The following is a 25,472-nucleotide window of genomic DNA, read 5'->3' on the forward strand; positions in this document are numbered from 1 at the left end:
CTGGTGCACGTCGACATCAAGAAGCTGGGCAACATCCCCGACGGCGGCGGACACAAGGTCCTGGGCCGGCAAGCAGGCCGCAAGAACCGCAAGAACGCCGGTTACAGCTACCTGCACACCGCCGTCGACGACCACTCCCGCCTCGCCTACAGCGAGATCCATACAGACGAGAAGAAGGAGACCGCCACCGGCTTTTGGACCCGGGCCCAGGCGTTCTTCACCGAGTGCGGGATCACCGTCGAGCGCGTGCTGACCGACAACGGCTCCTGCTACCGCTCACGCGACTGGCGCGACCTGCTCACCGCGGCCGGGATCACCCACAAACGCACCCGGCCCTACCGCCCGCAGACCAACGGCAAGGTCGAACGCTTCAACCGCACCCTCCTCGACGAATGGGCCTACGCCCGCCCCTACCGGTCAGAAGCCGAGCGCCGCGAAGCGTTCCCGCAGTGGCTGCACACCTACAATCACCACCGCGGACACACCGCGCTGAAGGGCCAACCACCCGCCAGCCGCGTCCCCAACCTCACAGGGCAATACATCTAGGTCCCCCTCCCACCCCCGGGTCAACAACCACACCGGAAACCGCGGGCGACACGGTGAAGTCCGCCCGTGTGCGGGGCAGCCCGCAGGGCGGCGGGACCGGCGGGCGGTGACCCGACGCGGGGGAACCGCGGTGCGGTGGGTGGGGACTGCGGTGCGGGACACGGGGTGCCCGTACCCCGCGGACCGAACCGGCCGGGGTCAGCCGACAGGTCGGGGCAGGACGCCGCCCTCCTGCTCGCGCACCGCGTCGAGGGCTGCCCACTGCTCGGTGCCGAGGGTCGCGAGCGCGGCCGGGAAGACGCCGTCCTGTTCCTTGAGGATGTGGTCGCGCAGTACCGCCATCGCTTCCATCAGCCGGTCCGGCCAGGCCGGGTCGCCGGCGGTGCCCCCGTCGGCGGCCTGGGCCAGCACCTCGTCGACGTGCCGGTGTTCCGCCTCCAGGGCGGCGATCTGCTCGGGGAAGTCCTCGGCCATGGAGGGAAACAGGCCGCGCTCCTCCACCCGGGTGTGCGGGCCCAGCACGGCCTCGATCTCCCGGGCCACCCGTGTCATCCGGGGCACGTCGCCGGCCTCGTGGGCGGGGCGCAGGTGGCTGATGAGGCGGACGACCTCGTCGTGCTCACGCGTCAGCTCGTCGATCGACGCCAGGGACTGGCAGCCGCAGTACTCGCACACGGGTCTTCTCCTCTGCCTCTTCCTCGGTCCTGGCGACGGCTTCGGCGGATCCGTGAGGTCGGGGTCCGCCGGGGTCCGCTTCCTATGCGGCGGACCTGGCGTGGCGGCTCCCGGCCGGCGGCTTGTCCCGGTGCCCCTCGGCCGCGGCGCGGACACCGGTGAGGGTGTAGGCCAGCGCGGCGGCGGACACGACCGCGAGCAGCACCAGGCCTGCGGCGTACGTCCCGTAGGCGCCGTACAGGGAGCCCATCACCAGCGGCGGCAGGAAGCCGCCGAGGCCTCCGGCGGCGCCGACGACGCCCGTGACGGAGCCGACCTGGCTGGCCGGTGTCAGCTGTGCCACCAGGGCGAAGGTCGCCCCGCTGCCCGCTCCGAGCGCGGCCGCCATGGCCAGGAAGGCGAGGGTCCCGGCCGGCGCCAGCGGCGGGGTGAACGACTGGACGAGCGCACCGGCCACGACCACGGCGAGGGAGCCGGCCAGCACCCGGACCGTGCCCAGCCGGTCGGACAGCCAGCCGCCCATCGGGCGCATCGCCACCGCGAGCAGGACGAACCCGGCCATGCGGTTGGCGGCGTCGGCCTGGGTGAGGTCGTAACCGGTCTTGAGGTACACCGGCAGGTAGACGGAGAAGGCGACATAGCCGCCGAACGCGACCGCGTAGAGCGCGGACGCCTGCCAGGTGATGCCGAGCCTCATGGTGCCGGCCAGGCGGCGGGCCGGCGGCTCGGTCGGGACGGTGCGGCCCGGGGCGTCCCGCATCAGCAGCCAGGCGATCACGGCGTACGCGGCCAGCACCGCGGCGGTGATCAGGAACGGTGTCTCCATGCTGCTCGCGTCGACCAGCTTCACGGTGGTGAGGGCGCTGATGGCGGTGCCGCCCATGCCGGCGCCGAAGACGCCGATGGCCAGGCCGCGCCGCTCGGGCGGGAACCAGGCGTTGACGAACGGCACCCCGACGGCGAAGGCGGTGCCGCCGATGCCGAGGAAGAAGCCGCCGATCAGCAGCGCGGCAAGGGAGGAGTGCCCGGCCAGGCCCAGATGAAGAACGGGCACGATGGTGGTCGCCGAGACGATCGGGAACATCACGCGGCCGCCGAACCGGTCGGTGAGCGCGCCGACCGGGATGCGTCCCAGGGAGCCGACCACGACCGGTACCGCGACGAGCAGCGACTGCTCGAACGACGTCAGGTCGAGGCTGTCCTGGAAGCGCGGGGCGAGCGGGCTGAGCAGGGCCCACGCCCAGAAGTTGACGGCGAAACCGACGGTGGCCAGAGCCAGCATCAGCCAGGCCCGGCCGGACACCGGGGCGCCCGACGGCGGGCTGCCGTTCTTCGACTTCGACGGCTGGACCATGCTGTCCGTCCCTTCCCTCTCACGGTGGTGCCGGGGCACCGGGGTCGCACGGAGCCCGCAGGCCCTTCGCCTGCGGGCCGGAGCCCCGGGAACCACTGTCCGGGGACGGAGCCCTGCGTCCCCAGGGACCATGGGTCCCTGCCGTCCCGGCAGAGGGTCCCTCCGGTCGGGCCCGGTCGTCCCGTCGTCCCGCGTCCGGCGTCCCTGCACCGATGCGCCCACCAGTTCCCTCCGGGGTGGTCCGTGAAACAACGGCCGTGACCGGTCACGGCCGTTGGTGGACCGGGCGGCGCGGACGTGAGACCTGCACAGGGCCGAACGGACCTGCGCAGGTGCCGGTCAGTGCCCCTGCCCGGGATCCGGGCCGGGATCCGGGCCGGTGCCGGAAACCGGGTGGGCCGACGCGCGCGGTGTGCGGCCGCCGCCGATGCCCGGGCCGGTGCCGTAACCGAAGCGGATCAGCAGCTGCGGGCGGCACCGCTCTCTCGTTCCCGCCATGGCCGCCCGCAGGTCCGGCCACTCCATGGCCTGGTGCAGCATCGAGGTGCGCACTCCGCGCCGGGTCGCCGTGAGCAGGACACGTTCCAGGGCCTGCCCCGCCCTCAGCCAGTCCTCCGGCCGGTCGTGGGAGGTCCACAGCAGGGCGACCTGCGCATGGCGTTCGAACCGTACGGCCGGGAGTCTCGGCACGGGCAGCACGCCGGTGAAGTCGCGCACCGGCATCCTGCCGGACGCGTCCTGCGGTCCCAGGGCGGTCAGGGGGATGCCGTAGGGGGTGCGTTCCCCCGGGGGCGTGACCCAGGTGCGCATTTCGTCGGTGCTGGCCGGGTCGGTGGCGTTGCGGATCTCGGCGGCCTCCGTCAGGTGCAGCAGGCGTCGGGTGCCCATGATGTCGGGGACGTCCAGGTGGGCCCCCTCGGCGCGGGCCGCGCCGGTCATCTCGGTCACGACCGGGTCCGGCACCGGGCGGCCGGTGAACGGCATCCTGCTGGTGTGGCGGCGTTCGACCGCCTCGTACAGCTCGCGCAGGGAGAGCTGTACGTCCGTGGTGGGGGCGGTGAGTTGCACCGTGGCCAGCAGGTCCGGATCGTCCGCGGCGGGGCGCAGCCGGACGACGGGAACCCAGCCGAGGTGTTCCGCGGCCACCCGGAGGTTGAACACGGCCGCGCCCACCGACATGTGCTGGGCGCGTCGCAGGGGGTCCGCGGCCGGCAGCCGGCGCCGGCGGTCGGCCCGGACCTGGACCGTCCCGCTGTCCGGGTCCAGGCCGAACCGCCAGGGCTGCGTGTTGTGGATCGACGGGGCCGCCACGGCTGCGGCCAGCAGGGCGTGCACGGCTGCGGCGTCGAGTTCCCGGGTCTGCATCATGGCATCACGGCTCCTTCACAACGGATCCTCGGGAAAACTCTCCCTCTCCTGGGTCAACCCTGTGCCGGAGAACCGCCCCGGGAGGAGGGTTGACCGGCCCCACAACGCGGGCCGTACGGCCTGGTCGGGCGGCGGGCGGCGGTGTCCGGCTCCCGCGGGTCGCGGTCGGGCACGGCCTCGGCACGGCAGTGGAGGCAGGCCGGAGGACAGGCCCGGGTGGTCTCCCGGATGACGGTGAACGGCCGCTCCCCGGCGGCGGGTCGCGGCCCGGACCGCGGTGCCCACCGGGTGCCCGCTCACGGTGCGTCCCCTCCCCGCACCCGGGGTTCCGGGCCGCCCCGAGCACTGCGTCCGGCCGCCCTGGAGTCGGGGCAGACGAGGCGGGCGGCCGGACCGTGGCCTCGCCGGACCGTGCGCGCCCGGCGTCGCGGGCGACAGCGGTGGAATCGCCCTCCGGAACCCGGCCTGGGACGGTCGATGTGGTCGTGCACGGGACACCTCCGGATCGGTCGCCGTCAGCATCCACCCGCCGCCTCGGCCGGCAGGGCGGCCACGGGTCTTCGCCGGCAGGGCCGTTGGTCCCTGTCCCGGGTGTGCTCCGAGGGCCGTACGGTCCCCCGGTGGGGCCCTCCGGGCCCAGGTGGCCGAGGTGCGCGCGGCCTAGCGTTCGTGACCATGGAGAACGATCGAAACGCAGGGCCGCATCGGTCACGTGCCGCCCGTGACTGGCCGTTGGCGACCCGTCGGCTGCTGACCCGCCGGGAGGTGTCGGCCGACGGCCGTGCCGTGTTCGGCGAGGGCGACCCGCGGTGGGAGGGCTTCTACCGGGACCGGTGGTCGCACGACAAGGTGGTGCGCTCCACCCACGGCGTCAACTGCACGGGGTCCTGCTCGTGGATGGTGTACGTCAAGGACGGCATCATCACCTGGGAGCACCAGGCCACCGACTACCCGTCGATCGGCACGGACTGCCCCGAGTACGAGCCGCGCGGCTGCCCGCGCGGGGCGTCGTTCTCCTGGTACACCTACTCGCCGAGCCGGGTCCGTTACCCGTACGTGCGCGGCGCACTGCTGAAACCGTGGCGCGAGGCGCGGAAGCGACTCGGTGATCCGGTGGCGGCGTGGGCGGAGATCACCGGTGATCCGTCGAAGGCGCGGGCCTACAAGCGGGCCCGCGGCAAGGGCGGTCTGGTGCGCGCCGACTGGGACGAGGTCGCCGAGCTGGTCGCCGCCGCCCAGGTGCACACCGTCAAGGCGTACGGCCCCGACCGCGTCGCGGGCTTCTCGCCGATCCCGGCGATGTCGATGGCGTCCTTCGCGGCCGGGGCCCGGTACCACTCGCTGATCGGCGGCACTCTGCTGTCGTTCTACGACTGGTACGCCGACCTGCCCATCGCCTCGCCGCAGGTGTTCGGCGACCAGACGGACGTGCCGGAGGCCGCCGACTGGTGGAACGCCGGTTACCTGATCATGTGGGGTTCCAACATCCCCGTCACCCGCACACCCGACGCGCACTTCCTGACCGAGACCCGCTACAACGGCACCAAGGTCGTCGCCGTCAGCCCGGACTACGCCGACAACGTCAAGCACGCCGACGAGTGGCTCGCCCCGCACCCGGGCACCGACGGGGCACTGGCGATGGCCATGGGCCACGTGGTCCTGCGCGAGTTCCTGGTCGACCGCGAGGTGCCCTACTTCCAGGACTACCTGCGCACGTTCACCGACGCGCCGTTCCTGGTCACCCTGCGCGAGCACCCGGAGGGCGGTCTCGTCCCGGACGGGTTCCTGACCGCCGCCGACCTCGGTCACGAGGTGGAGAACGCCGACTCCAAGACCGTCCTGCTGGACGCGGCGACGGGTGAACCCGTGGTCCCGGGCGGCTCGCTGGGTTTCCGCTGGGCCAAGGCCGAGCAGGGCCGCTGGAACCTCGACCTGGGCGACGTGGTGCCCGGTCTGAGCCTGCTGGAGCGGGCCGAGGAGACGGCGACGGTCGCACTGCCGCGCTTCGACGAGGGCGCCACCGAGGGCGGCGGCAGCATGGTCCGCGGCGTCCCCGTGCGCCGGGTCGGCGGGCGCCGGGTCACGACCGTCTTCGACCTGATGCTCGCCCAGTACGGGGTCGAGCGGCCCGGTCTGCCGGGCCACTGGCCGTCCTCGTACGAGGACGCGGACCAGCCGTACACCCCGGCCTGGCAGGAGACGATCACCTCCGTCCCCGCCGAGCAGGCGGCCCGGATCGCCCGCGAGTTCGCCCGCAACGCCGAGCGCACCAAGGGCCGTTCGATGATCGCTCTCGGGGCGGGCACCAACCACTGGTTCCATTCCGACACCATCTACCGGGCCTTCCTGGCGCTGACGACCATGACCGGCTGCCAGGGCGTCAACGGCGGCGGCTGGGCGCACTACGTCGGCCAGGAGAAGGTCCGCCCGGTGACCGGGTTGCAGCACCTGGCCTTCGCGTTCGACTGGCAGCGGCCCACCCGGCACATGGCGGGCACGTCGTACTGGTACCTGAACTCCGACCAGTGGCGCTACGAGGCGTTCGGGCCCGACGAGCTGGCCTCCCCGCTGGGTGAGGGTCGGTTCAAGGGGAAGGCGTTCGCCGACTGCCTGGCGCAGGCGGTGCGGCTGGGCTGGACGCCGGGGCATCCGGGTTTCAACCGCAACCCGCTCGACCTGACGGACGAGGCGAGGGCAGCGGACCGGCCGGTCGCCGAGCACATCGTGGACGAGCTGAAGTCGGGGCGGCTGCGGTTCGCCGCCGAGGACCCCGACGACCCGGCCAACTTCCCCCGTGTCCTGACCGTGTGGCGGGCCAACCTGCTGGGCTCCTCCGGCAAGGGCAACGAGTACTTCCTGCGCCACCTGCTGGGCACGGACGCGGCCGTCCGCTCCGAGGAGACCCCGCCCGAGGGGCGTCCGAAGGAGGTGGTGTGGCACGACGAGGCACCCGAGGGCAAGCTCGACCTCCTGGTCACCATGGACTTCCGGATGACCTCCACCGGCCTGCTCTCCGACGTGGTCCTGCCGGCCGCCACCTGGTACGAGAAGGACGACCTGTCCAGCACGGACATGCATCCCTTCGTGCACGCCTTCACCCCGGCCATCGCGCCGCCCTGGCAGGCCCGCACCGACTACGACAGCTTCCTCACCCTCGCCGACCGGTTCAGCGACCTGGCCGCCGAACACCTCGGCACCCGCACCGACGTCCTGCCGGTGCCGCTGCTGCACGACACCCCCGACGAACTGGCCCAGCCCGGCGGGGTGGTCCGGGACTGGAGGGCCGGGGAGTGCGAACCGGTCCCCGGCCGCACCATGCCCAAGCTGGCCGTCGTCGAGCGGGACTACACCGCGATCGCGCAGAAGATGCGCGCCGTCGGCCCGCTGCTCGACACCCTGGGTACCACCACCAAGGGGGTCACCGTCCACCCCGACCAGGAGGTCGACGAGCTGCGCCGCCGCTGCGGCACCGTCCGTGACGGAGTGGCCGCCGGTCGGCCGTCGCTGGCCACCGCCTCCGACATGTGCGAGGCCATCCTGGCCCTGTCCGGCACCACCAACGGGCGTCTGGCCACCGTGGGCTTCCGCGAACTGGAGCGGCAGACCGGCAGCACGGGCCTGGTGGAGCTGTCCGCCGAGCGCGAGGCCGAGCGGATCACCTTCGCCGACACCCGCACCCAGCCGCGCTCCGTCATCACCTCGTACGAGTGGTCGGGCTCGGAGACCGGCGGACGCCGCTACTCCCCCTTCGTCATCAACACCGAGCACAAGAAGCCCTGGCACACCCTCACCGGACGCCAGCACTTCTTCGTCCAGCACGACTGGATGACCGAACTCGGCGAGCAACTGCCCGTCTACCGGCCCCCCCTGAACACACCGCGGCACTACGGCGACGAGCACCTGCGCCAGGACGGCCGGGCCGAGGTCACGGTCCGCTACCTGACCCCGCACTCGAAGTGGTCCATCCACTCCAACTACCAGGACAACAAGTACATGCTCGACCTGTCCCGCGGCGGCCCCACGATCTGGATGTCCCTCCAGGACGCCGAGAAGATCGGCGTCAAGGACAACGAGTGGATCGAGGCGTACAACCGCAACGGCGTCGTCGCCTGCCGGGCCGTGGTCACCCACCGGATGCCCGAGGGCACCGTGTACATGTACCACGCCCAGGACCGCAACGTGAACGTGCCCAGGACCGAGGTCAGCGGCAAGCGCGGCGGCATCCACAACTCCTTGACCCGGCTGCTGCTCAAGCCGACCCATCTCGCCGGCGGCTACGCGCAGTTCACCTACGCCTTCAACTACTACGGCCCGACCGGAAACCAGCGCGACGAGGTCACCGTCATTCGCCGCCGCAGCCAGCAAGTGGAGTACTGACATGCCCCGTGGCGAAGCCACCGTCGGACGAGTGATGGCCCAGGTCGCGATGGTGATGAACCTCGACAAGTGCATCGGGTGCCACACCTGCTCGGTCACCTGCAAGCAGACGTGGACCAACCGCACCGGCGTCGAGTACGCCTGGTTCAACAACGTCGAGACCAAGCCCGGTGTCGGTTACCCCCGCCGCTACGAGGACCAGGAGCAGTGGAAGGGCGGCTGGATGCTCGACAGGCGCGGTCGGCTGGTGCTGCGCTCCGGCGGCCGGGTCAAGCGGCTGCTGTCGCTGTTCTCCAACCCCGACCTGCCGTCCATCGAGGACTACTACGAGCCGGTCACCTACGACTACGACAACCTGATCACCGCCCCCGCCGGGCCCGACATGCCCGTCGCCCGGCCCCGCTCGGTCCTCACCGGCAAGCCCACCGAGATCACCTGGGGGGCCAACTGGGAGGACGGACTCGGCGGTGCCCCTCAGAACGCCGGCGCCGACCCCAACCTGTCGGGCGAGTGGGCCGAGAAGGTCAAGTTCGAGTTCGAGCAGACCTTCCTCTTCCACCTGCCCCGGCTGTGCGAGCACTGCCTCAACCCCGCCTGCGTCTCCGCCTGCCCGTCGGGCGCCATGTACAAGCGGGTGGAGGACGGCATCGTCCTGGTCGACCAGGACAAGTGCCGCGGCTGGCGGATGTGCGTGACGGCGTGCCCGTACAAGAAGGTGTACGTCAACCACGCCACCGGCAAGGCCGAGAAGTGCACCTTCTGCTTCCCGCGCATCGAGGCCGGCCAGCCCACCGTCTGCTCCGAGACCTGCGTCGGCCGGCTGCGCTACCTCGGCCTGGTCCTGTACGACGCCGACCGTGTCGGTGAGGCGGCGGCCACCCCGGACGGGAGGGACCTGCTGGATGCCCAGCGCGACGTCTTCCTCGACCCGTCCGACCCCGGGGTGATCGCGGCAGCCCGCGCGTCCGGCATCCCCGAGGACTGGCTGGACGCGGCCCGGCGCTCCCCGGTGCACGCGCTGGTGTCGAAGTACAGGGTGGCGCTGCCGCTGCACCCGGAGTACCGCACCCTGCCGATGGTCTGGTACGTGCCTCCGCTCTCTCCCGTGCTCGACGCGGTCGACGCGGCCGGCGGCAACCAGGACGACCCCGACCACGTCTTCGCCGCCGTCACCCGGCTGCGCATCCCGCTGGAGTATCTGGCGGAACTGTTCACCGCCGGGGACACCGATGTCGTCGCCGGGGTGCTGATGAAGCTCACCGCGCTGCGCTCGTACATGCGTGAGCGCACCCTCGGTGAGGAGGGCGACGAGGGTGCGCTGAAGGCCGTGGGACTCACCGCACGGGAGGCACAGGACCTGCACCGGCTGCTGGCCGTCGCCAAGTACGGGGACCGCTACGTCGTTCCCGCCGCCCACAAGGAGGACGCGGCGGCGATCTCCGCCGTGGAGGACCGCTGCCCCGTGGAGACCCCGGGCGAGGCAAAGGCCGGTGAAGGCCGCCGCGTCATGCTCGGTATCCCCTCCCTGCGACGCCGCACCACCGATGCTCCCGCCGGAGGCCGTCCGTGACCCCGCTGCGCGCCCTGATCCGTCCCTCCGCCCGCCGCCGCCCCGCGCCGATGACGCCCGAGGAGACGGAGCAACGAGCCCTGCTGCTGCGGCTGGTGTCGCTGCTGCTGCAGTACCCGGACGCCGAGCTCGCCGCCGCCCGGCGGGTGCTCGCCGCCACCGTCGAGGCGCTGGAGCCGTCGCCCGCCGCCGAGCGCCTGGCCGAGTTCACCGCCTGGTTCACCGGCCAGGAGCCGGACGCTCTCCAGCGGCACTACGTCGAGACCTTCGACCTGCGCCGCAGGAGCAGCCTCTATCTCACCTACTACCTGCACGGCGACACCCGCCGCCGGGGCATGGCCCTGCTGACGCTGGCCCAGCGGTTCCGTGCGGCGGGCTGGGACACCGACGGCGGCGAACTCCCCGACCACCTCCCCGTCGTCCTGGAGTTCGCCTCGCTCGCCGGGCCGGGTGCCGGCGAGGCACCGCTGCGGCAGCACCGCCGCGGCCTGGAACTGATCCACCACGCGCTGACCGACTCGGACTCGCCCTACCGGCACGTGCTGGCCGCGCTGCTCACCCTGCTCCCGCCGCCCACCGGGGCCGACCTGCGGGCGGTGGCCGAACTCGCCGCCCAGGGCCCACCCGACGAGGACGTGGGCCTCGACCCTTACGGGGCCGGGGAGTTCGCGCCGCCGGACGCGCTCGTCCCGCCCGCGCAGGCCGACCCCACGTTCGTGCCGCCGGTGCCGTCGCCGCCCGTCCAGGTCCCGCCCGTCCCGCCCCGCCGTCCCGAAGGTTCGCGATGAACGCCTCCGCAGCCGACCTCCTCCTGTGGGTCGCCGTCCCCTACGTCTGCTTCGCCGTGTTCGCCGTCGGCCACGTCTGGCGCTACCGGCAGGACCAGTTCGGCTGGACCTCGCGCACCAGCCAGCTCCTGGAGCACCGCTGGCTGCGCTGGGGCAGCCCGCTCTTCCACCTCGGCGCGTTCATGGTGATCGGCGGGCACGTCGTGGGGCTCGCCGTCCCGGCGTCGTGGACCGAGGCCGTCGGCATCGACGAGCACACCTACCACAACGTCGCCGTGTGGGCGGGTTCGGTGGCCGGCGTCGCCATGGTCGTCGGGCTGGGCATGCTGTCCGCCCGGCGGTTGCTGGCCCCGCGGATCCGCCCCACCACCGACCGCAGTGACAAGGTTCTCTTCCCGCTGCTCGCGGCGACCGTCCTGCTCGGCATCGCCGCCACCGCCGCGCACAACGTCCTCGGAGAGGGCTACGACTACCGCTCCACCCTCTCCGTCTGGTTCCGCGGCCTGTTCGCTCTCACCCCGAAGCCCGAGGCGATCTCCGGCGCCCCGCTGCTCTTCCAGCTGCACGCCCTGACCGCCTGCCTGCTCTTCGCGGCCTGGCCGTTCACCCGCCTGGTGCACGTGTGGAGCGCGCCGATCGGCTACCTCATCCGCCCGTACGTGGTCTACCGCCGCCGCACCGGCCGCCCGGTTGCCGCCGCCGCGCCGGGCACCCGGCGGCGGTCCCGTACCCGCCCCTCCGGGCGTGCGGCGTGAGCCGCGAACCGGACACCGCTCCTCCGGCGGTGTCCGCCGGCCCGGCCCGCCCGACCGGCGCGGGCCGGCGGGCCAGCGGGGACATGCCGGTCACCGGGACCGTCGGCCGGCCCGCCTCGTTCCGGCTCACCGTGGACGACTGGCGGACGCCGACGGATCCGTCGTACGTGCCGGCGTGCGGCATCAGCCCGGTCGTCGGCTGCGGCAGTGTCATGTCCGGTCCGCAGAAGAGCCTGTTCGGCTTTCCCGTCATGCTGCTCGGACGGGGCGCGTTCGCCGCCGTGGCCGCCCTGGGCGTCGCCGCCCTCACCGGCACCCGCTTCCACCGGGCACGGTGGCTCGCGCGGGGCACCGGGGCGGCGGCCGGCGTGGTCTTCGTCCACTGGCCGACCGCTCAGTCACTGCACGAACTCGACAAGCTCCGTCCCTCCTGTGCCGTGGCCTGGGTCGTCACCATCGCCCTGTTCCGGTACGTCGCCGTGCACTGCCTGGACCGGGGCCTCGTCCCGGCGCCCCGGCTGGTGCGGGAGGTCGTCCGGGACACGCACCGGATGCTGCCGGGCGCCTGGTACGGCGTGGTCGCCGTACTCGTCCCCACCCGCTTCCGGCCGTACCGGAGCACCTTGCCGTAGTGCTCGGACTCCCCCGGTCCGTCACCGGGCCGGATGCGCGGATCCCCGCCGATCAGTACGGTGACGTCCGGGTGTTCGACCTTGGAGACCCTGGAGAGAGTGGCCCGACCGCCGATGGCGCGGGTCACCGGGTGGTGGAGGCGGCGGCATGGCCGGCAAGAAGGTGACGAAGCTGTCCCGTGCGGCGTACGAGAGCGAGCTGCTGCGGCTGCAGACGGAGCTGGTGAAGCTCCAGGAGTGGGTGCGGGCGGAGGGGGCCCGGCTGGTCGTCGTCTTCGAGGGCCGGGACGCCGCGGGCAAGGGCGGCACCATCAAGCGGGTCACGGAGCACCTCAACCCGCGCGTGGCACGCATCGCGGCCCTGCCCAGGCCGACCGAGCGCCAGCGCACCCAGTGGTACTTCCAGCGCTATGTCGAGCACCTGCCGGCCGCCGGCGAGATCGTGCTGTTCGACCGCTCCTGGTACAACCGCGCCGGCGTCGAGCGGGTCATGGACTTCTGCACGAAGGAGGAGTACCAGCGCTTTCTGCGCCAGTGCCCGATCTTCGAGCGGATGCTGGTGGAGGACGGGATCCTGCTGCGCAAGTACTGGTTCTCGGTGAGCGACACCGAGCAGGAGGCACGGTTCCGCAAGCGGCTGGAGGATCCGCTGCGCCGCTGGAAGCTGTCGCCGATGGACCTCGAGTCGATCAACCGCTGGGAGGCGTACTCCCGGGCCAAGGACGCGATGCTGGTGCACACCGACATCGCCGAGGTGCCGTGGTACATCGTGGAGAGCGACGACAAGCGCCGCGCGCGACTGAACATGATCGCCCACCTGCTGGGCACGGTGCCCTACCAGGAGGTGGAGCCGCCGGTCATCGAGCTGCCGGAGCGTCCGCCGTCCACCGGCTACCAGCGCCCGCCCCGCGACCTCCAGACGTACGTCCCGGACCACACGGCCGGGCTCTGACCCGGGACCGGACGACGTGACCGGGTGACGCCCCCGGCTGTCCGGGCCTTCACCCTCTTCGTGCATGATCGGTGCCAGCCCCTCGACCTTCATGACGGGGAGGCGACCCACCGGACCTCGAAGGAGATGGCCTTGTCCCTCTGGGAGGCGCTGGCGGTCTTCGCCGCCGGAATCGGCGCCGGCACCATCAACACCATCGTCGGCTCGGGCACGCTGATCACGTTTCCCGTCCTGCTCGCCACCGGGCTGCCCCCGGTGACCGCCACCGTGTCCAACGCCCTCGGGCTGATCCCCGGTTCGGTCAGCGGCGCCATAGGCTACCGGGCGGAACTCAGGGGCCGGCGCCGTCTCGTCCTGCGGCTCGGCGCGGCCTCGGTGGTCGGCGGACTCGCCGGGGCGATGCTGCTGCTCACGCTCCCCGCGACCGCCTTCGAGACGATCGTCCCCGTGCTGGTCGCGCTCGCGCTGGTCCTCGTCGTGCTCCAGCCCCGTATCTCCGCCCGCGTCCAGCGCCGCCGTGCGCGCACGGGCACGGCCGCCAAGGCCGACGGCGGCCCCGTCCTCTTCGGCGGGCTCCTGCTCGCCAGCGTCTACGGCGGCTACTTCACGGCGGCCCAGGGGATCATCTACCTCTCCCTGATGGGCATGCTGCTCGACGACACCCTCCAGCGTCTGAACGCCGTCAAGAACGTCCTCTCCGCCGTCGTGAACAGCATCGCGGCCCTGTTCTTCCTGTTCGTCGCCGACTTCGAGTGGACCGCCGTCCTGCTCATCGCCGTGGGCTCGGCGATCGGCGGCCAGGTCGGCGCGAAGGTGGGGCGCCGGCTTTCCCCGCGCATCCTGCGGACCTTCGTCCTCGTGGTCGGTACCGTCGCCATCGTCCAACTGCTCCTGCGCTGAACCGCCACATGGCGCCACTTGACACCGTCCGGCACCACTCCATGGCCTCCAAGGCTTCACGAGCAGGCAGGGCGCCCCCACGAACCGAGTCATCCTCTTCACGTTTCCGCAGGCAGGAACACCAGACTCGGACCCTCCGTCCCGCAAAGCGCCACCCGGGCTTGCGTGTGGCGCCATCGTGATGTCACGACGACGCCATGGATCTCACCCCGTACGTCGACACCATCCGCCGCGAACTCGCGGTGGCCGCCGAGGCCGGCGGCGACGAAGCCCGCGAGCTGGCCGAGAGGCTCACCGCTCCCCTGGGGTCGGCGGCCCGACTGACCCTGCTCAACGTGCTCTCCGCCGCGATGGACGAGATCACCCGTGAACTCGCTCCCGGCTCGGTCGACGTACGGCTGCGCGGGCTCGACCCCGACTTCGTGGTGACACCGCCGCCCACCGACGACGGCGCCCCCGCGGAGCCGGCCGCGCCCGTGGAACCGCCCAGGGCACCGGCCCCGGCCGACGGCGACGAGGGCGGCACCGCCCGCGTCAACCTCCGCCTGCCGGCCCACCTCAAGGCCCGTGCAGAGGAGGCCGCGGCCCACGAGGGCCTGTCGGTCAACGCGTGGCTGGTGCGCGCCGTGTCGGCCGCGGTCGACGGCGGCACCCGGCCACGCACGACGGAGACGACCAGGACCGTCGGGCAGAGCTTCACGGGCTGGGTGCGCTGACTGCGCCCCACCCGCACCACCCCACCGCGCCACTCCACCCCATCAGCGGGGACGGTCCGAAGACCCAAGAGGACGGGACAGCCATGCCTTCTTTCGACACTTCCGAACCGATCTCGGCCACGGCGCGCGTGGAGGCCGGTTCCATCCGGTTCACCGCGGGCGACCGAGCGGACACCGTCGTCGAGGTGCACCCCCGCGCCCCGAAACGGACCAGGACGTCCGGGCGGCCGACCAGACCGAGGTCACGTACGCGAGCGGCGTACTGACCGTCAGGACCCCCCAAGCCCAACCTGCTCGGCCGTACCGGCACCGTCGACGTGACGGTCGAACTGCCCGCGGGCTCGCGCGTCGACATGACCGGCGCCTGGGCCCAGGTGCTCGGCGAGGGCCGGCTCGGCGAGGTCCGTGTGAAGGTCTCGTCCGGCGACGTCCGCCTCGACACGACCGGGCCGCTGCAGCTGACCGCGTCGCACGGCTCGATCACCGTGGAGCGGGTCGAGGGCACGGCCGAGATCACCACCAGCTCCGGCAGCCTGCGCGTCGGCCCGGTCGACGGCCCCGCCGTCCTGAAGAACTCGCACGGCACCACGACCGTCGGCGCCGCGACCGGCGAACTGCGGGTGAGGGGCGCCAACGGCGACATCGAGATCCGGCGCGCCGAGGACTCGGTCACCGCCACCACCGCCCACGGCACCTTGCGCGTGGGCGAAGTGGCCTGCGGCACGGTTTCACCGACCCGGCCGCGTACCGGTCGGCCGCCGTCGCCCTGCGCGAGGCCACACGGGACGACGAGGCGCTGGCCCTGCGGATCTCCAGCAGCGGCAGCCAGCGCGAGCTGCGCTCCGTCCTCGACCGGCTGGACCCGGCCGGCATCGAGGCGGACGAGCTGACCGTGCACACCCCCGACCTCGACGACGTGTTCTTCGCCCTGACCGGCCCGGCCGACGTCACCGACCAGCCCAAGGAGAACGTCCGACGAGCACCCTCTCCCTCGCCCTCCGCGACTCGAACACGATGCTGCGCCGCAACCTGCTGCACGCGCGCCGCTACCCGTCCATGACCCTGAACCTGCTGCTCACGCCGATCATGCTGCTGCTCTTCGTCTACGTCTTCGGCGGCGTGATGAGCGCGGGCATCGGCGGCGGCGCCGACCGCTCCGAGTACATCGCCTACATCGTCCCGGGCATCCTGCTGATGACCATCGGCAGCACCGTCATCGGGGCCGCGGTGTACATCTCCATGGACATGACCGAGGGCCTCGTCGCCCGCTTCCGCACCATGGCGGTCCACCGCGGTTCCGTGCTCGTCGGGCGCGTCGCCGGCAGCGTGCTGCAGGCGGTCGTCGGCGTGGTCCTCGTCGGTGCCGTCGGCGTGGCCATCGGCTTCCGGTCCACCGACGCCACGGCCCTGGAGTGGCTGGCGGCGTTCGGGCTGCTCGCGCTGTTCGCCCTGGCGTTCACCTGGATCGCGGTCGGCATGGGCCTGGTCGGCCCGAACGCCGAGGCAGCCAGCAACAACGCGATGCCGCTGATCTTCCTGCCGCTCGTCTCCAGCGCCTTCGTCCCGGTCGGCGCGATGCCGTGCTGGTTCCGGCCCGTCGCCGAGTACCAGCCCTTCACCCCGGCCATCGAGACCCTGCGCGGACTGCTGCTCGGCACCCAGATCGGCAACAACGGCTGGATCGCGATCGCCTGGTGCGTCGGCCTGTCCGTCCTCGGTCACCGCTGGTCGAAGGCGGTGTTCGGCCGCGACCCGAAGTGACCGCGCGGACGGCCTCCCGCGGTTCGTCCCACCTGCCCGGGGGCGGCGTACTCCGACACCGCGTCGGTGTACGCCGCCTCTCCGGCGTTCTCGACGCCCACCCCGGCGCAGACCTCGAACAGGGCCTTCCCGGGCCTCTCCCAGGACCCCTGGGGCGCTCCAGGCGCAGCACCTCGTGCGTGAACGAGCGCCGGGGCCGACGGACCGGTCACCCGTCCGAACGGGCTGGGCAGGGCTTGGGGGGCGGGCGGTCGCCGGGACGGGAAGTGCGGTGCTGCCCATGGCCCACGGGGGAGGGAGAGGGACCCACGGGCACCTGCCCCCCGGGGTCCCGAGCGGGACGGTCCACGGCGACAACCGGCTTCGGCCCTCTCCCGCGGAGCCGGTCACGTCGCAGCAAGGGCCGTTCGACGAGGAGGTACGAGGCGAGGGCCGCCGCGACCGTCACCGCGAAGCCCGCCGGGAGCAGCCGGCCGCCCTCCACCCCGAGGTCGTGGAGCAGCCGGATGACGGGGTAGTGCCACAGGTACATCCCGTAGCTGAGGTTGCGTCCCACCCATGCCGGCGCGGAGACCGACAGCAGACGGGAGGGCCACGACCGGGGACACAGTTCCATGGCTGCCACCACACCGGCCGTCAGAACGGCGGCGGCCAGGAATCCGACCGTGTACCACACGGGGTTCCACGCGCTCGCCCCGGTGATCGGGACCTGCCAGGCGATCAGCCCCAGCAGCGCGAGCGCGGGCCAGCACAGCCGCCCCGCCCATCGGCGCAACAGCGCCAGCCGGGGATCGTCTGCGCGCAGCCGGGCCAGGACCAGGGCCAGCAGGGCACCGACGAGGAGCTGGTCGACGCGGGTGTCGGGGCCGTTGTAGATGCGGTGCGCCGCCGTGGGATCCCAGAGCACCGTCCGCCAGAGCACCGGCAGGACGCACAGCACCGCGACCCAGCCCAGCACCGTCCGCGCCCCGGTGCGCCGCAGCAGCACCAGCAGCAGGAGCGGCCAGACCAGATAGAACTGTTCCTCCACCCCCAGGGACCAGGTGTGGCTGAGCGCCGCGGTGAGGTCCGAGTACGGCCCGGGTTCCCCGGCCCGGACGAGATTGACCACCGAGGCCGCGGCCAGCACGGCCGCCGTCCACGCCCCGTCGAACAACGGCAGGGGGAACGCCACCGACAGCAGAGCGGTGACCGCGCACACCACCAGCAGTGCCGGCCCCAGTCGCAGCCAGCGCCGACGGTAGAAGGACCGCAGGCCGATGCGACCGGTTCGCGCGTACTCGGCCACCAGCAGCCGGGTGATGACAAAGCCGCTGAGCGTGAAGAAGACGTCCACGGCCACCGCGCCTCCGGGCACCGCGCCCGGCTCCACGTGATAGACGATCACCAACACCACCGCGACCGCCCGCAACCCGTCCAGCCCTGCCACCCGCCCGCCCCGCGGTGCCGACGGAAAACCCCGCCCGCCGCCTCCTCGCCGCTCCGCCGACGAGGGAACGCGGGCCGGCGACGCTCGCGTGCCCTGGCTCCGCTCCGTGGCCCCGTACGCCGCGCTCGGATGGGGAATGCTCATCAAAGCGGCGTCTGCCCAGGCCCGGCGGAGAGCACACCTTTTTCTCGCCTCCCCCACCCGATCGACGCCGCCCCTCCTCACCGCACGGGGTGGTTTCCGCCCGGGTCAGACGTGTGCCGCGGGCCGGCCCGGCGTGAGCGGCCGCGGCGTTCCGGGACGGTCCGGCGGCCGGCCCTCAGGTTCCCCCGGCGTCGACGCCCCGGTCATCGGCGACGGGTTCGCCGGTACCGTCCGCTCGTGTGCCCTCGTCGGGCCGTTCGCCGGTGCCGTCCCCGGCCGGTCCTCCCACGTCGGGAACCTCCTGCCGTATCTTCTCGTCAAGGGATTCACCCTCGTACTGCTCGGACGCCGTGGTGCCGGTTTTGGTGACACCCAGCGGTCCTTCCGGCGGGGAGTAGCCCTCGTCCAGCATGTCGTCGTAGGTCCGCTCGCCCACGGCGTTCTGCAGGTCCAGCGGGGACGCGTCCTCCTGCTCCTCATTGCCGCCGGTGGGCTGGTGGACGTCGTCCGCCATGTTCTGATCGCTCATGTTCGCCTTCCGCCCGTGATCGGTTCACGCTTCCGTCAGGGACAGCGAGTACCCGGCCCATGGCCCCTGTAGCGTGATCGTCCCGGGAGCGACGTGCCGTCGCCGCCGGTTGGGCGTGCTGTCCGCATATGAGTGATGTTGGGTGTGGCGCACCGGCGGCAGGCCGCCGAGGGCGCGCGGCGAAGCACGGCCGTCACCCAGCGGAGGACCGGGCTCTCCTCGGCTGTGCGGGCGGAAGCGGGCCGGCCTCCTCCCCCCCCTGTGTGGTGGGTGAACCTCCGATGGATGCCGCGATGGCCGCCCTGCTCGGGGACAGTGGCGCGTTCGGGGGGCTGCTGTACGTGCTGCCACCGGGCGGAGATGCTCTGTGGCTGGTGATGGTGGCCGGGATTCCGCAGGAGTTCGCGGCTCCGTGGAGGCGGGTCGCGCTGACCGATCCGATGCCGGTGGCGGACGCCGTGCACGAGCGGCGCCTGGTGTGGATCGCCGGTCAGGAGGACATGACCCGCCGATACCCGCGGCCGGCGCTCGTACTGCCGTACGACTTCACACTGTCGGCCGCCCCGGTCGCTTCCGGCACGGCGCTTCAAGGCGGACTGGTACTGCTGTTGCCCGGGGAGCGCCCACCGCAGCCCAGCACTCAGGAGCGCGACATCATCGAGACGGGCTGCCGCCGCTTGGGCACCCTCCTGCAACAGGCGGCGGACCGCGACGATCCGCTCCTGTCCGCCGGCCGGCCGCGGACACTCCCGCCGCCGGCCGGGCCCGCTGCCTCCTCCGCCGAGGAGGCAGCGGCCTCGGCCTTCGCCGACCGTCTGCCGGGCGGATCCTGCGGACTGGACATCAACGGCCGCATCACCTTCATCACCCGGGCCGGGGCCGACCTCGTCGGTGCCGACCGGGCCGACCTGGTGGGTTCCCTGCCCTGGGAGGTGTTGCCGTGGACGGACGTCCCCCAGGTCGAGGACCGCTACCGGGCGGCCCTGGTCAGCCGTCGGCCACAGGCGTTCACCGTCCTGCGCCCGCCGGATGTGTGGCTGGACTTCGAGCTGTACCCGGACGCTTCCGGCATCAGCGTCCGCATCGCTCGCGGTGACCCGTCCGGCGATGCTCCCCCGCCGCGGTCCGTGGCCGCCGCCGGTCCCAGTCGTGCCAGCGTGCTGTACCACCTGATGCATCTGGCCGCCACCCTCACCGAGGCGGCGGGCGTGCAGGATGTGGTCGAGCAGACCGCCGACCAGTTGCTGCCCGCTCTGGGCGCGCAGGGCATGGTGCTGATGGCTGCCGAGGACGGCCGCCTGAGGGTCCTCGGTCACCGGGGCTACCGCGCCCGGCTCGTGGACCGTTTCGATGCCGTTCCGCTGAGCTCGGACATTCCCGGCAGCAAGGTTCTGACCACCGGTGTCCCGGATTTCTTCGCGGACTTCGCCGGCCTGCGGCGCGCCTACCCGCTCACCGTGCACGAGGACGGGATGGCCTCCTGGGCCTTTTTGCCGCTGATCGCGTCCGGCCGTCCCATCGGCTCCCTCCTCCTCGCCTACAGCCGGCCCCGTCTCTTCCCGCCCGCCGAGCGCGCCGTTCTCACCTCACTGGCCGGTCTGGTGGGGCAGGCCCTGGACCGTGCCAGGCTCTACGACGCCAAACACCGGCTCGCCCGCCGCCTGCAGTCCGACCTGCTGCCGCGCGCTGCCCCGGGTCGCCGGTCTGAAGGTCGCCGCCCGCTATCTGCCCGCTGCCCGGGGCCTGGGCATCGGCGGCGACTTCTACGACCTGATCCGCCTCGACGCGCACACCGCCGGCGCCACCATCGGCGACGTGCAGGGTCACAACGTGGACGCCGCGGCGCTCATGGGGCAGGTCCGCACCGCCGTCCACGCCCACGCCACCGTGGGCGCCTCCCCCGACCACGTGCTGGCCGGCGCCAACCGTCTGCTCACCGACCTGGACCCCGGCCTGTTACGAGCTGTGTCTACGTGCACCTCGACCTCGCCACCCACCGTGCGGGCCTGGCCACCGCCGGCCACCCGCCTCCCCTTCTGCGCCACGCCGACGGACGCACCGAACTCATCGACGTCCCCCCGGGCCTCCTGCTCGGCATCGCCCCCGACGTCCTTTACCCGACACGGGAGTTCCCCCTGCCGCCCGGCTGTGTGCTCGCCCTGTACACCGACGGGCTCGTCGAGGCCCCCGGCGTCGACCTCGACGACGCGACCGCGGCCCTCGCCGGGCTCCTGGAAGACACCGATCCCACCGACCTCGACGCCATGGCCGATGCCCTCATGCGGCATGCTCCCAGCCCTGACGACGACATCGCCCTGCTCCTCATCGGCATCGGCGAATGACGCGAGGACCACCGCGTCGTCCTCGGTGTCCCGCCCACCGGCGCCCGTCCCAGCCGTGTCCGTCGCACCAGCCGGTCGGGCCGCGGTGGTGCCGGCGTTCAAGGCGTCGCCAGGCCGCCCGTGAGCTTCCGGAGGAGGGCTCAGCCGGGCCGCCGGCCCGTTCGTCCGCCCGGCACCGCAGGTGTGCCGGTGCGACGACGAGGGCGGCGACGTCCACCCTGCTCGGACGGCCACGCTCCACGCGGAGGCGGGGAACGGATCCTGCCGGCACCGGCGCGGGCGCCTCCCCTCGTCGGGCCGGACGGGTGCCGGAAGGCCGACCCGTCTGACGCCGGGACCGGCCCACGGTCACGGACCACGCCCGTTCACGGATCGACGGACGACGGGGCACCTCACCCGCGTGAGACGAGCTGCGGCGCCGAAGCGACGGACCGCACCACGCCGCCGCCCGAAGGACGAACCGGGCGGCGGCGTGGTGGGGTCGGTCAGGCCGCGGCGGCCGCCGGCGTGCAGCGCTCGGCGTCGTCCAGCCACTCGATCAGCGAGGTGCGGGCGCGGGCGACGCGTGAGCGCACCGTGCCGATGGGGCAGTCGCTGACACTCGCCGCCTCCGCGTAGGGAAGGCCCACCACCTGGGTGAGGACGAATGCCTCCCGGCGGTCGTCCGGAAGCGTTTCCAGGAGTTCGACGAGGGCGATGCCGTCGTCGAAGCCGGGCAGGCCGCGCGGCTGGGTGCGTTCGGCGGCCGACTGCCAGTCGTCCGTGTCCGCCAGGCGCGGCCGGGAGGACGCGTGGCGAATGCTGTCGACCACCGCACGGCGGGCGATGGACAGCAGCCAGGTGCGGGCCGAGGAGCGGCCCTCGAAGCGGTGCAGGCCGCCCAGGGCCCGCAGGAACGTGTCCTGGGCCAGATCGTCGGCGCTTTGGGGGTCGGCGCCGAGGAACGTCACGTAGTGGCGGACGTCCCGGTGCAGGGCGCGGACGAAGCGTTCGACAGCGTCGGGGTCGCCGCTGCGGGCGGCGAGCGCCCATGCGGTGATCGAGTCGTCTCTCGGCACTTCTCCTGATTCTTCGCGTGCTGAAGACAGGGCAGGTGTGATCACCTGGTGTCTCTCCTTCTCGGGGATCCGGGGACCGGCGTCCGTACCGGCGCGCGGAACAGCGGGCGGCACGGTGCAATCCGGTGAAGGGGTGGACGGCCGGGCGCGGGAGTGCGCGGCCGATGCCCGAGGCGGGAGCCGACGGCTCGTCGTCCTCGTGGACGGCCTCGGGAAGCCGGCTGTCATCAGGCGACAGCGGTCTCCACGGGCGGTCCCCGGGAAATGATCACGTGGGTGAGGAGGAGCCGTCGCGGCGCGTGGCCCGAGCGGCCCCGGCGGGCGCGGACGCGCGGCCGGTGCGGCGGCTCGGGCAGCCGCAGGATCAGGCGCAGCGGCGCGACGAGCCGGCCCGCGAGCACCCGCAGGATGCGGAAGGCGGCACGCTCGCCGTGGGCGAGCCACAGGCCGCACAGCAGCGCGGCCAGCAGGTGGGCGGCGAGCATGCCGGTCGAGGACATGCCGCCCGTGCCGTGGTCCGGAAAGTGCGCCGCCCCCGTGTGGTCCGCCGACGCCATGGAGTGCAGGGCACCCGTCGGGTGCTGCGTGGGTCCCATGGAGGCCGGCATCGTCTCGCGCTCCGCGCCCGGCCCCCCGTGCGAACCGCCCACCAGGTGGTCCAGCCACCGCCGGACGAGCGTTCCGCCACGGGACGTTTCCGGATGGACGGCTGCCTGCGTGAGCGAGAACCACGCGTGGAGTACGGCCTGTGCGGCGACCGTGAGGGACCCGACCAGGGCCGGCCCGCGCTCCCGGCCGGCCGCCAGGCCTTGCCGCCGGTGGCCGCCGCCCCCACGGCCATGGCCCACCAGGGCACCGCGGTCTTCGACATCATGACGTGGCCCAGGGAGGTGAGCAGCACGCAGACGGCCGCGAACACGGCGGCCCTGAGCGCGCGAGAACACCCCCAGCAGTCATGGCGGCCTCATCCTCGCAGTCCGGGTCTCACGCGTCACGAGAAGGTACGCAAAGGCCCCCGGGTCCCGACTCAACCCGGTCACCGTGACACAGGCCACAGCGACCGGCCGGACCTCACGGGTCGTTCCTGCCGCCTCCTGCTGAGGGCCCGGGAAGCGCCGCCGGGACGAAGCGTCGCCGGGGAGGGAGGCCGGCGGCGGAGTGGGGTCCGGGCTACGGACGAAAGCCGCTCGGCGAGGACGGACGCGGACATGACCGCGCTGCTGACGTGCGCCGTGGCCTTCTCCACGGGGCGGCTGCCCCTGCTCGGCGCCCGCGGACCGCGCCCGGTGGACGACCCGGACGTGTCGCCGGCCGGGCCTGGCCTGACCACGACCACCGGCTTCGGCGCGGCGGCCGTGCTCCCACCGCCCGGTGGCCGCCCGGTCGATGGCTCGCAGGCCGGACTCGGAGCCGTCGGCGCCGGCGACCGGGGGCGGGTCACCCCGTCCTCAGAGGGCGTTCATCCAGATTTTCTCCTGAATGCGGCTTTCATTGCTGCCCTAATTTGGGGCCTTTGATCGCGTGCGCAACATTTACACTGCATCCGACAGGGAGGAGCGGTATCCATCTCATCCGCTTCCATGCTTGGAAGTACGTCTGATTTGAGAATGCCCCGGACTCTCCCAACGATCGGCGGAACGCTGCCTTCCGAGCATCGATGTGATCGATCTTGGGCGTGAGTCAGCGCAAGCCGTACCCCAGCGACCTGTCCGACGCCCGATGGGCCTTGATCGAGCCGACCTTGACGGCCTGGCGACAGGCCCGGCTCGACCGCCGGCCCACGGGTGCGCCGGCCAAAGTCGAACTGCGCGATGTGTTCAACGCGATCCTCTACGCGAACCGCACCGGAATCCCCTGGAAATACCTCCCCCACGACTTCCCGAGCCACGGCACCGCCTACTTCTACTACGCCGCCTGGCGCGACGAGGGAATATTCGAACAGCTCAACTACGACCTCGTCGGCCTCGCCCGGGTGAAGGATGGGCGCAAGCCCGAACCGACGGCCTCCGTGATCGACACCCAGAGCGTGAAGACCTCCTCCAACGTGCCTGTGACCAGCCAGGGAACGGATGCGGCGAAGAAGATCGTCGGCAGGGAGCGAGGCATCCTCACCGACACGATCGGGCTCCTCCTCGCCGTGACCGTCACCGCCGCGAGCCTCTCCGAGAACGCTGTAGGAATTCGCCTTCTCGACCGGGCCAAGGAGGCCTATCCGACCATCTCCAAAAGCTGGGTCGACACCGGCTTCAAGAACGCCGTCATCGAGCACGGAGCCGGCCTCGGAATCGACGTCGAAGTCGTCAACAGAAACCCAGGCGTTCGCGGATTTCACGTAGTCAAAAAGGCGCTGGGTAGTGGAGCGAAGCATCGGATGGATCATGATGCACCGCCGCCTTGCCCGCGACTACGAGACGCTGCCCTCCAGCTCCAAAGCCATGATCCACATCGCCTCGATCGACAACCTCGTCAAGCGTATAACGGGCGAAGTCACACCCACCTGGCGAGGAGCCTACTAGGAGATAAAGGGCAATTCATCTAGATCAAACGCCCTCTCAGTCTCCCGTGCCGAGGTCGAAGACGATGCGGGCCTTGACATGACCGCGCAGGACCTCGTCGATGGATTCGTTGACGGCGGTGAGCGGGCGGGTCTCCTGGATGACCTTCGTCCGGTCGGCCGCGTGGAGCTGGAAGACCTCGGCGAGGTCCTGGCGGGTACCGACGATGGAGCCGATCACGGAGGTGCCGTTGAGCACGGTGTCGAAGATCGGGACCTGGATGGTGCCGTGGGCGGGCAGGGCGACCATGACGAGCTTTCCGCCGCGTCGCAGGCCGGAGTTGACGGCTTCGAAGGCGGCCGGGTTCACGGCGAGGGCGAGGGCGGCGTGGGCGCCGCCGTGCCGCTTCAGCTCCGCGCCGACGTCCTGGGTGCGGGCGTCGATGAGGATGTCGGCGCCCAGCTCCCGGGCGAGTTCGAGCTTGTCGTCGGTGACGTCGATGGCGGCGACGGTGGCGCCGGCGATCTTCGCGTACTGCACCGCCAGGTGGCCCAGTCCGCCGACGCCGGAGATGGCGACGAGCTGGGCGGGCCGGACACCGGCGACCTTCAGGGCCTTGTAGGTGGTGACGCCCGCGCAGGTCAGCGGGGCGGCGTCGACGGCGCTGACGCCCTCGGGCACGGGCTGGGCGAAATCGGCCCGGGCCAGCATCTTCTCGGCGTACCCACCGTCACAGCCGTAGCCGGTGTTGACCTGACTCTCGCACAGCGTCTCCCAGCCGGACAGGCAGTGCTCGCACCTTCCGCACGCGCTGCCGAGCCACGGCACGGCGACCCGCTGACCGACGGCGAGGTGGGTGACGCCCTCGCCGAGCTCCTCGACGAGGCCGACGCCTTCGTGGCCGGGTACGAAGGGCGGGGTGGGCTTGACGGGCCAGTCGCCGTGCGCGGCGTGGATGTCGGTGTGGCACAGCCCGGACGCCTCGACGCGGACGCGGATCTGCCCGGGGCCGGGCTCGGGGTCGGGACGCTCCTCGATGACCAGGGGCTTACCGAATTCCCGTACGACCGCTGCCTTCATG

Annotated in this window: 19 protein-coding genes and 5 pseudogenes; 15 read left to right on the plus strand and 9 right to left on the minus strand. The window is 72.3% G+C overall.

Annotation, left to right across the window (positions count from 1 at the left end; all coding sequences use genetic code 11):
• On the plus strand, positions 1-546 hold a 546-nt coding region (locus tag TU30_RS08455; protein WP_042166689.1), incomplete at its 5' end, for an IS481 family transposase.
• Positions 547-744: 198 nt separating this feature from the next.
• Here TU30_RS08455 and TU30_RS08460 read toward each other — a convergent pair.
• The 3 genes from TU30_RS08460 to TU30_RS08470 all read right to left on the minus strand — a co-directional run bounded on the left by TU30_RS08460 (position 745) and on the right by TU30_RS08470 (position 3,940).
• Entirely contained in the window at positions 745-1,221 is a 477-nt protein-coding gene (locus TU30_RS08460; protein WP_042166691.1) for a hemerythrin domain-containing protein, read from the minus strand.
• Between the two features lie 82 nt (positions 1,222-1,303).
• The gene (locus TU30_RS08465; protein WP_042166692.1) at positions 1,304-2,575 is read right to left on the minus strand and encodes an MFS transporter; all 1,272 of its coding nucleotides are present in this window, start codon (positions 2,573-2,575) and stop codon (positions 1,304-1,306) included.
• A gap of 339 nt (positions 2,576-2,914) precedes the next feature.
• The gene (locus tag TU30_RS08470; protein ID WP_042167116.1) at positions 2,915-3,940 is read right to left on the minus strand and encodes a nitroreductase family protein; all 1,026 of its coding nucleotides are present in this window, start codon (positions 3,938-3,940) and stop codon (positions 2,915-2,917) included.
• A gap of 678 nt (positions 3,941-4,618) precedes the next feature.
• On the opposite strand from TU30_RS08470, the gene TU30_RS08475 reads away from it, so the two are divergent.
• The 11 genes and pseudogenes from TU30_RS08475 (at position 4,619) to TU30_RS08520 (ending at position 16,394) form a co-directional block, all read left to right on the plus strand.
• Complete coding sequence (locus tag TU30_RS08475; protein WP_042166696.1) at positions 4,619-8,320, plus strand: nitrate reductase subunit alpha; 3,702 nt, start codon at positions 4,619-4,621, stop codon at positions 8,318-8,320.
• A 1-nt stretch (position 8,321) separates the two neighbouring features.
• Positions 8,322-9,890, plus strand: a complete 1,569-nt coding sequence (narH, locus tag TU30_RS08480) for a nitrate reductase subunit beta (RefSeq protein WP_042166700.1) — start codon at positions 8,322-8,324, stop codon at positions 9,888-9,890.
• Positions 9,887-10,678 carry a nitrate reductase molybdenum cofactor assembly chaperone gene (gene narJ / locus TU30_RS08485; RefSeq protein WP_042166701.1) on the plus strand — a complete coding sequence of 264 codons (792 nt, stop codon included), beginning with the start codon at positions 9,887-9,889 and terminating at the stop codon, positions 10,676-10,678. Before narH ends, narJ begins: the two co-directional genes overlap by 4 nt.
• Positions 10,675-11,433, plus strand: a complete 759-nt coding sequence (gene narI / locus TU30_RS08490; protein ID WP_042166702.1) for a respiratory nitrate reductase subunit gamma — start codon at positions 10,675-10,677, stop codon at positions 11,431-11,433. The genes narJ and narI overlap by 4 nt, the downstream gene beginning before the upstream one ends.
• Positions 11,430-12,065 (plus strand): vitamin K epoxide reductase family protein, encoded by a 636-nt coding sequence (locus TU30_RS08495; protein ID WP_042166703.1) that lies wholly within the window; start codon positions 11,430-11,432, stop codon positions 12,063-12,065. The genes narI and TU30_RS08495 overlap by 4 nt, the downstream gene beginning before the upstream one ends.
• A gap of 148 nt (positions 12,066-12,213) precedes the next feature.
• Entirely contained in the window at positions 12,214-13,017 is an 804-nt protein-coding gene (ppk2, locus tag TU30_RS08500) for a polyphosphate kinase 2 (RefSeq protein ID WP_042166704.1), read from the plus strand.
• A 126-nt stretch (positions 13,018-13,143) separates the two neighbouring features.
• Positions 13,144-13,917, plus strand: a complete 774-nt coding sequence (locus tag TU30_RS08505) for a sulfite exporter TauE/SafE family protein (protein ID WP_176726286.1) — start codon at positions 13,144-13,146, stop codon at positions 13,915-13,917.
• A 197-nt stretch (positions 13,918-14,114) separates the two neighbouring features.
• Positions 14,115-14,633: a toxin-antitoxin system HicB family antitoxin gene (locus TU30_RS08510; protein ID WP_042166709.1), complete on the plus strand. Its 519-nt coding sequence runs from the start codon at positions 14,115-14,117 to the stop codon at positions 14,631-14,633.
• A gap of 83 nt (positions 14,634-14,716) precedes the next feature.
• Positions 14,717-15,361, plus strand: a pseudogene (locus TU30_RS08515) (DUF4097 family beta strand repeat-containing protein); the annotation flags it as partial.
• Positions 15,349-15,609: pseudogene (locus TU30_RS37015) on the plus strand (ABC transporter); the annotation flags it as partial. The pseudogenes TU30_RS08515 and TU30_RS37015, both read left to right, overlap by 13 nt.
• 38 nt (positions 15,610-15,647) lie before the next feature.
• Complete coding sequence (locus TU30_RS08520; protein ID WP_042166711.1) at positions 15,648-16,394, plus strand: ABC transporter permease; 747 nt, start codon at positions 15,648-15,650, stop codon at positions 16,392-16,394.
• Positions 16,395-16,602: 208 nt separating this feature from the next.
• On the opposite strand, the gene TU30_RS08525 is transcribed toward TU30_RS08520, so the two are convergent.
• Positions 16,603-17,823: an acyltransferase gene (locus tag TU30_RS08525; RefSeq protein ID WP_234307811.1), complete on the minus strand. Its 1,221-nt coding sequence runs from the start codon at positions 17,821-17,823 to the stop codon at positions 16,603-16,605.
• A gap of 319 nt (positions 17,824-18,142) precedes the next feature.
• The gene (locus TU30_RS08530) at positions 18,143-18,496 is read right to left on the minus strand and encodes a hypothetical protein (protein WP_042166713.1); all 354 of its coding nucleotides are present in this window, start codon (positions 18,494-18,496) and stop codon (positions 18,143-18,145) included.
• Between the two features lie 281 nt (positions 18,497-18,777).
• Between TU30_RS08530 and TU30_RS08535 the strand changes: the two are divergent.
• Positions 18,778-20,838 (plus strand): annotated as a pseudogene (locus tag TU30_RS08535) (SpoIIE family protein phosphatase).
• Here the strand turns inward: TU30_RS08535 and TU30_RS38250 are convergent.
• From TU30_RS38250 to TU30_RS08545, 3 genes and pseudogenes are all read right to left on the minus strand, one after another.
• Positions 20,819-21,229 (minus strand): acyl-CoA carboxylase subunit epsilon, encoded by a 411-nt coding sequence (locus TU30_RS38250; protein ID WP_078878173.1) that lies wholly within the window; start codon positions 21,227-21,229, stop codon positions 20,819-20,821. The pseudogene TU30_RS08535 and the gene TU30_RS38250 sit on opposite strands and share 20 nt — an antisense overlap.
• Positions 21,230-21,323: 94 nt before the next feature.
• On the minus strand, positions 21,324-21,941 hold the full coding sequence (locus tag TU30_RS08540) for a sigma-70 family RNA polymerase sigma factor (RefSeq protein ID WP_042166715.1): 618 nt from the start codon (positions 21,939-21,941) through the stop codon (positions 21,324-21,326).
• A 182-nt stretch (positions 21,942-22,123) separates the two neighbouring features.
• Positions 22,124-22,815: pseudogene (locus TU30_RS08545) on the minus strand (hypothetical protein).
• Positions 22,816-23,104: 289 nt separating this feature from the next.
• On the opposite strand from TU30_RS08545, the gene TU30_RS08550 reads away from it, so the two are divergent.
• Positions 23,105-23,413 (plus strand): hypothetical protein, encoded by a 309-nt coding sequence (locus TU30_RS08550; RefSeq protein WP_042166717.1) that lies wholly within the window; start codon positions 23,105-23,107, stop codon positions 23,411-23,413.
• A 158-nt stretch (positions 23,414-23,571) separates the two neighbouring features.
• Positions 23,572-24,412, plus strand: a pseudogene (locus TU30_RS33825) (IS5 family transposase).
• Positions 24,413-24,448: 36 nt separating this feature from the next.
• Here the strand turns inward: TU30_RS33825 and TU30_RS08560 are convergent.
• On the minus strand, positions 24,449-25,471 hold the full coding sequence (locus tag TU30_RS08560) for a zinc-dependent alcohol dehydrogenase (RefSeq protein ID WP_042166721.1): 1,023 nt from the start codon (positions 25,469-25,471) through the stop codon (positions 24,449-24,451).
• Position 25,472 lies beyond the last annotated feature (1 nt).

The organism is Streptomyces sp. NBRC 110035, assembly GCF_000829695.1.
Taxonomy (GTDB): Bacteria; Actinomycetota; Actinomycetes; order Streptomycetales; family Streptomycetaceae; genus Streptomyces.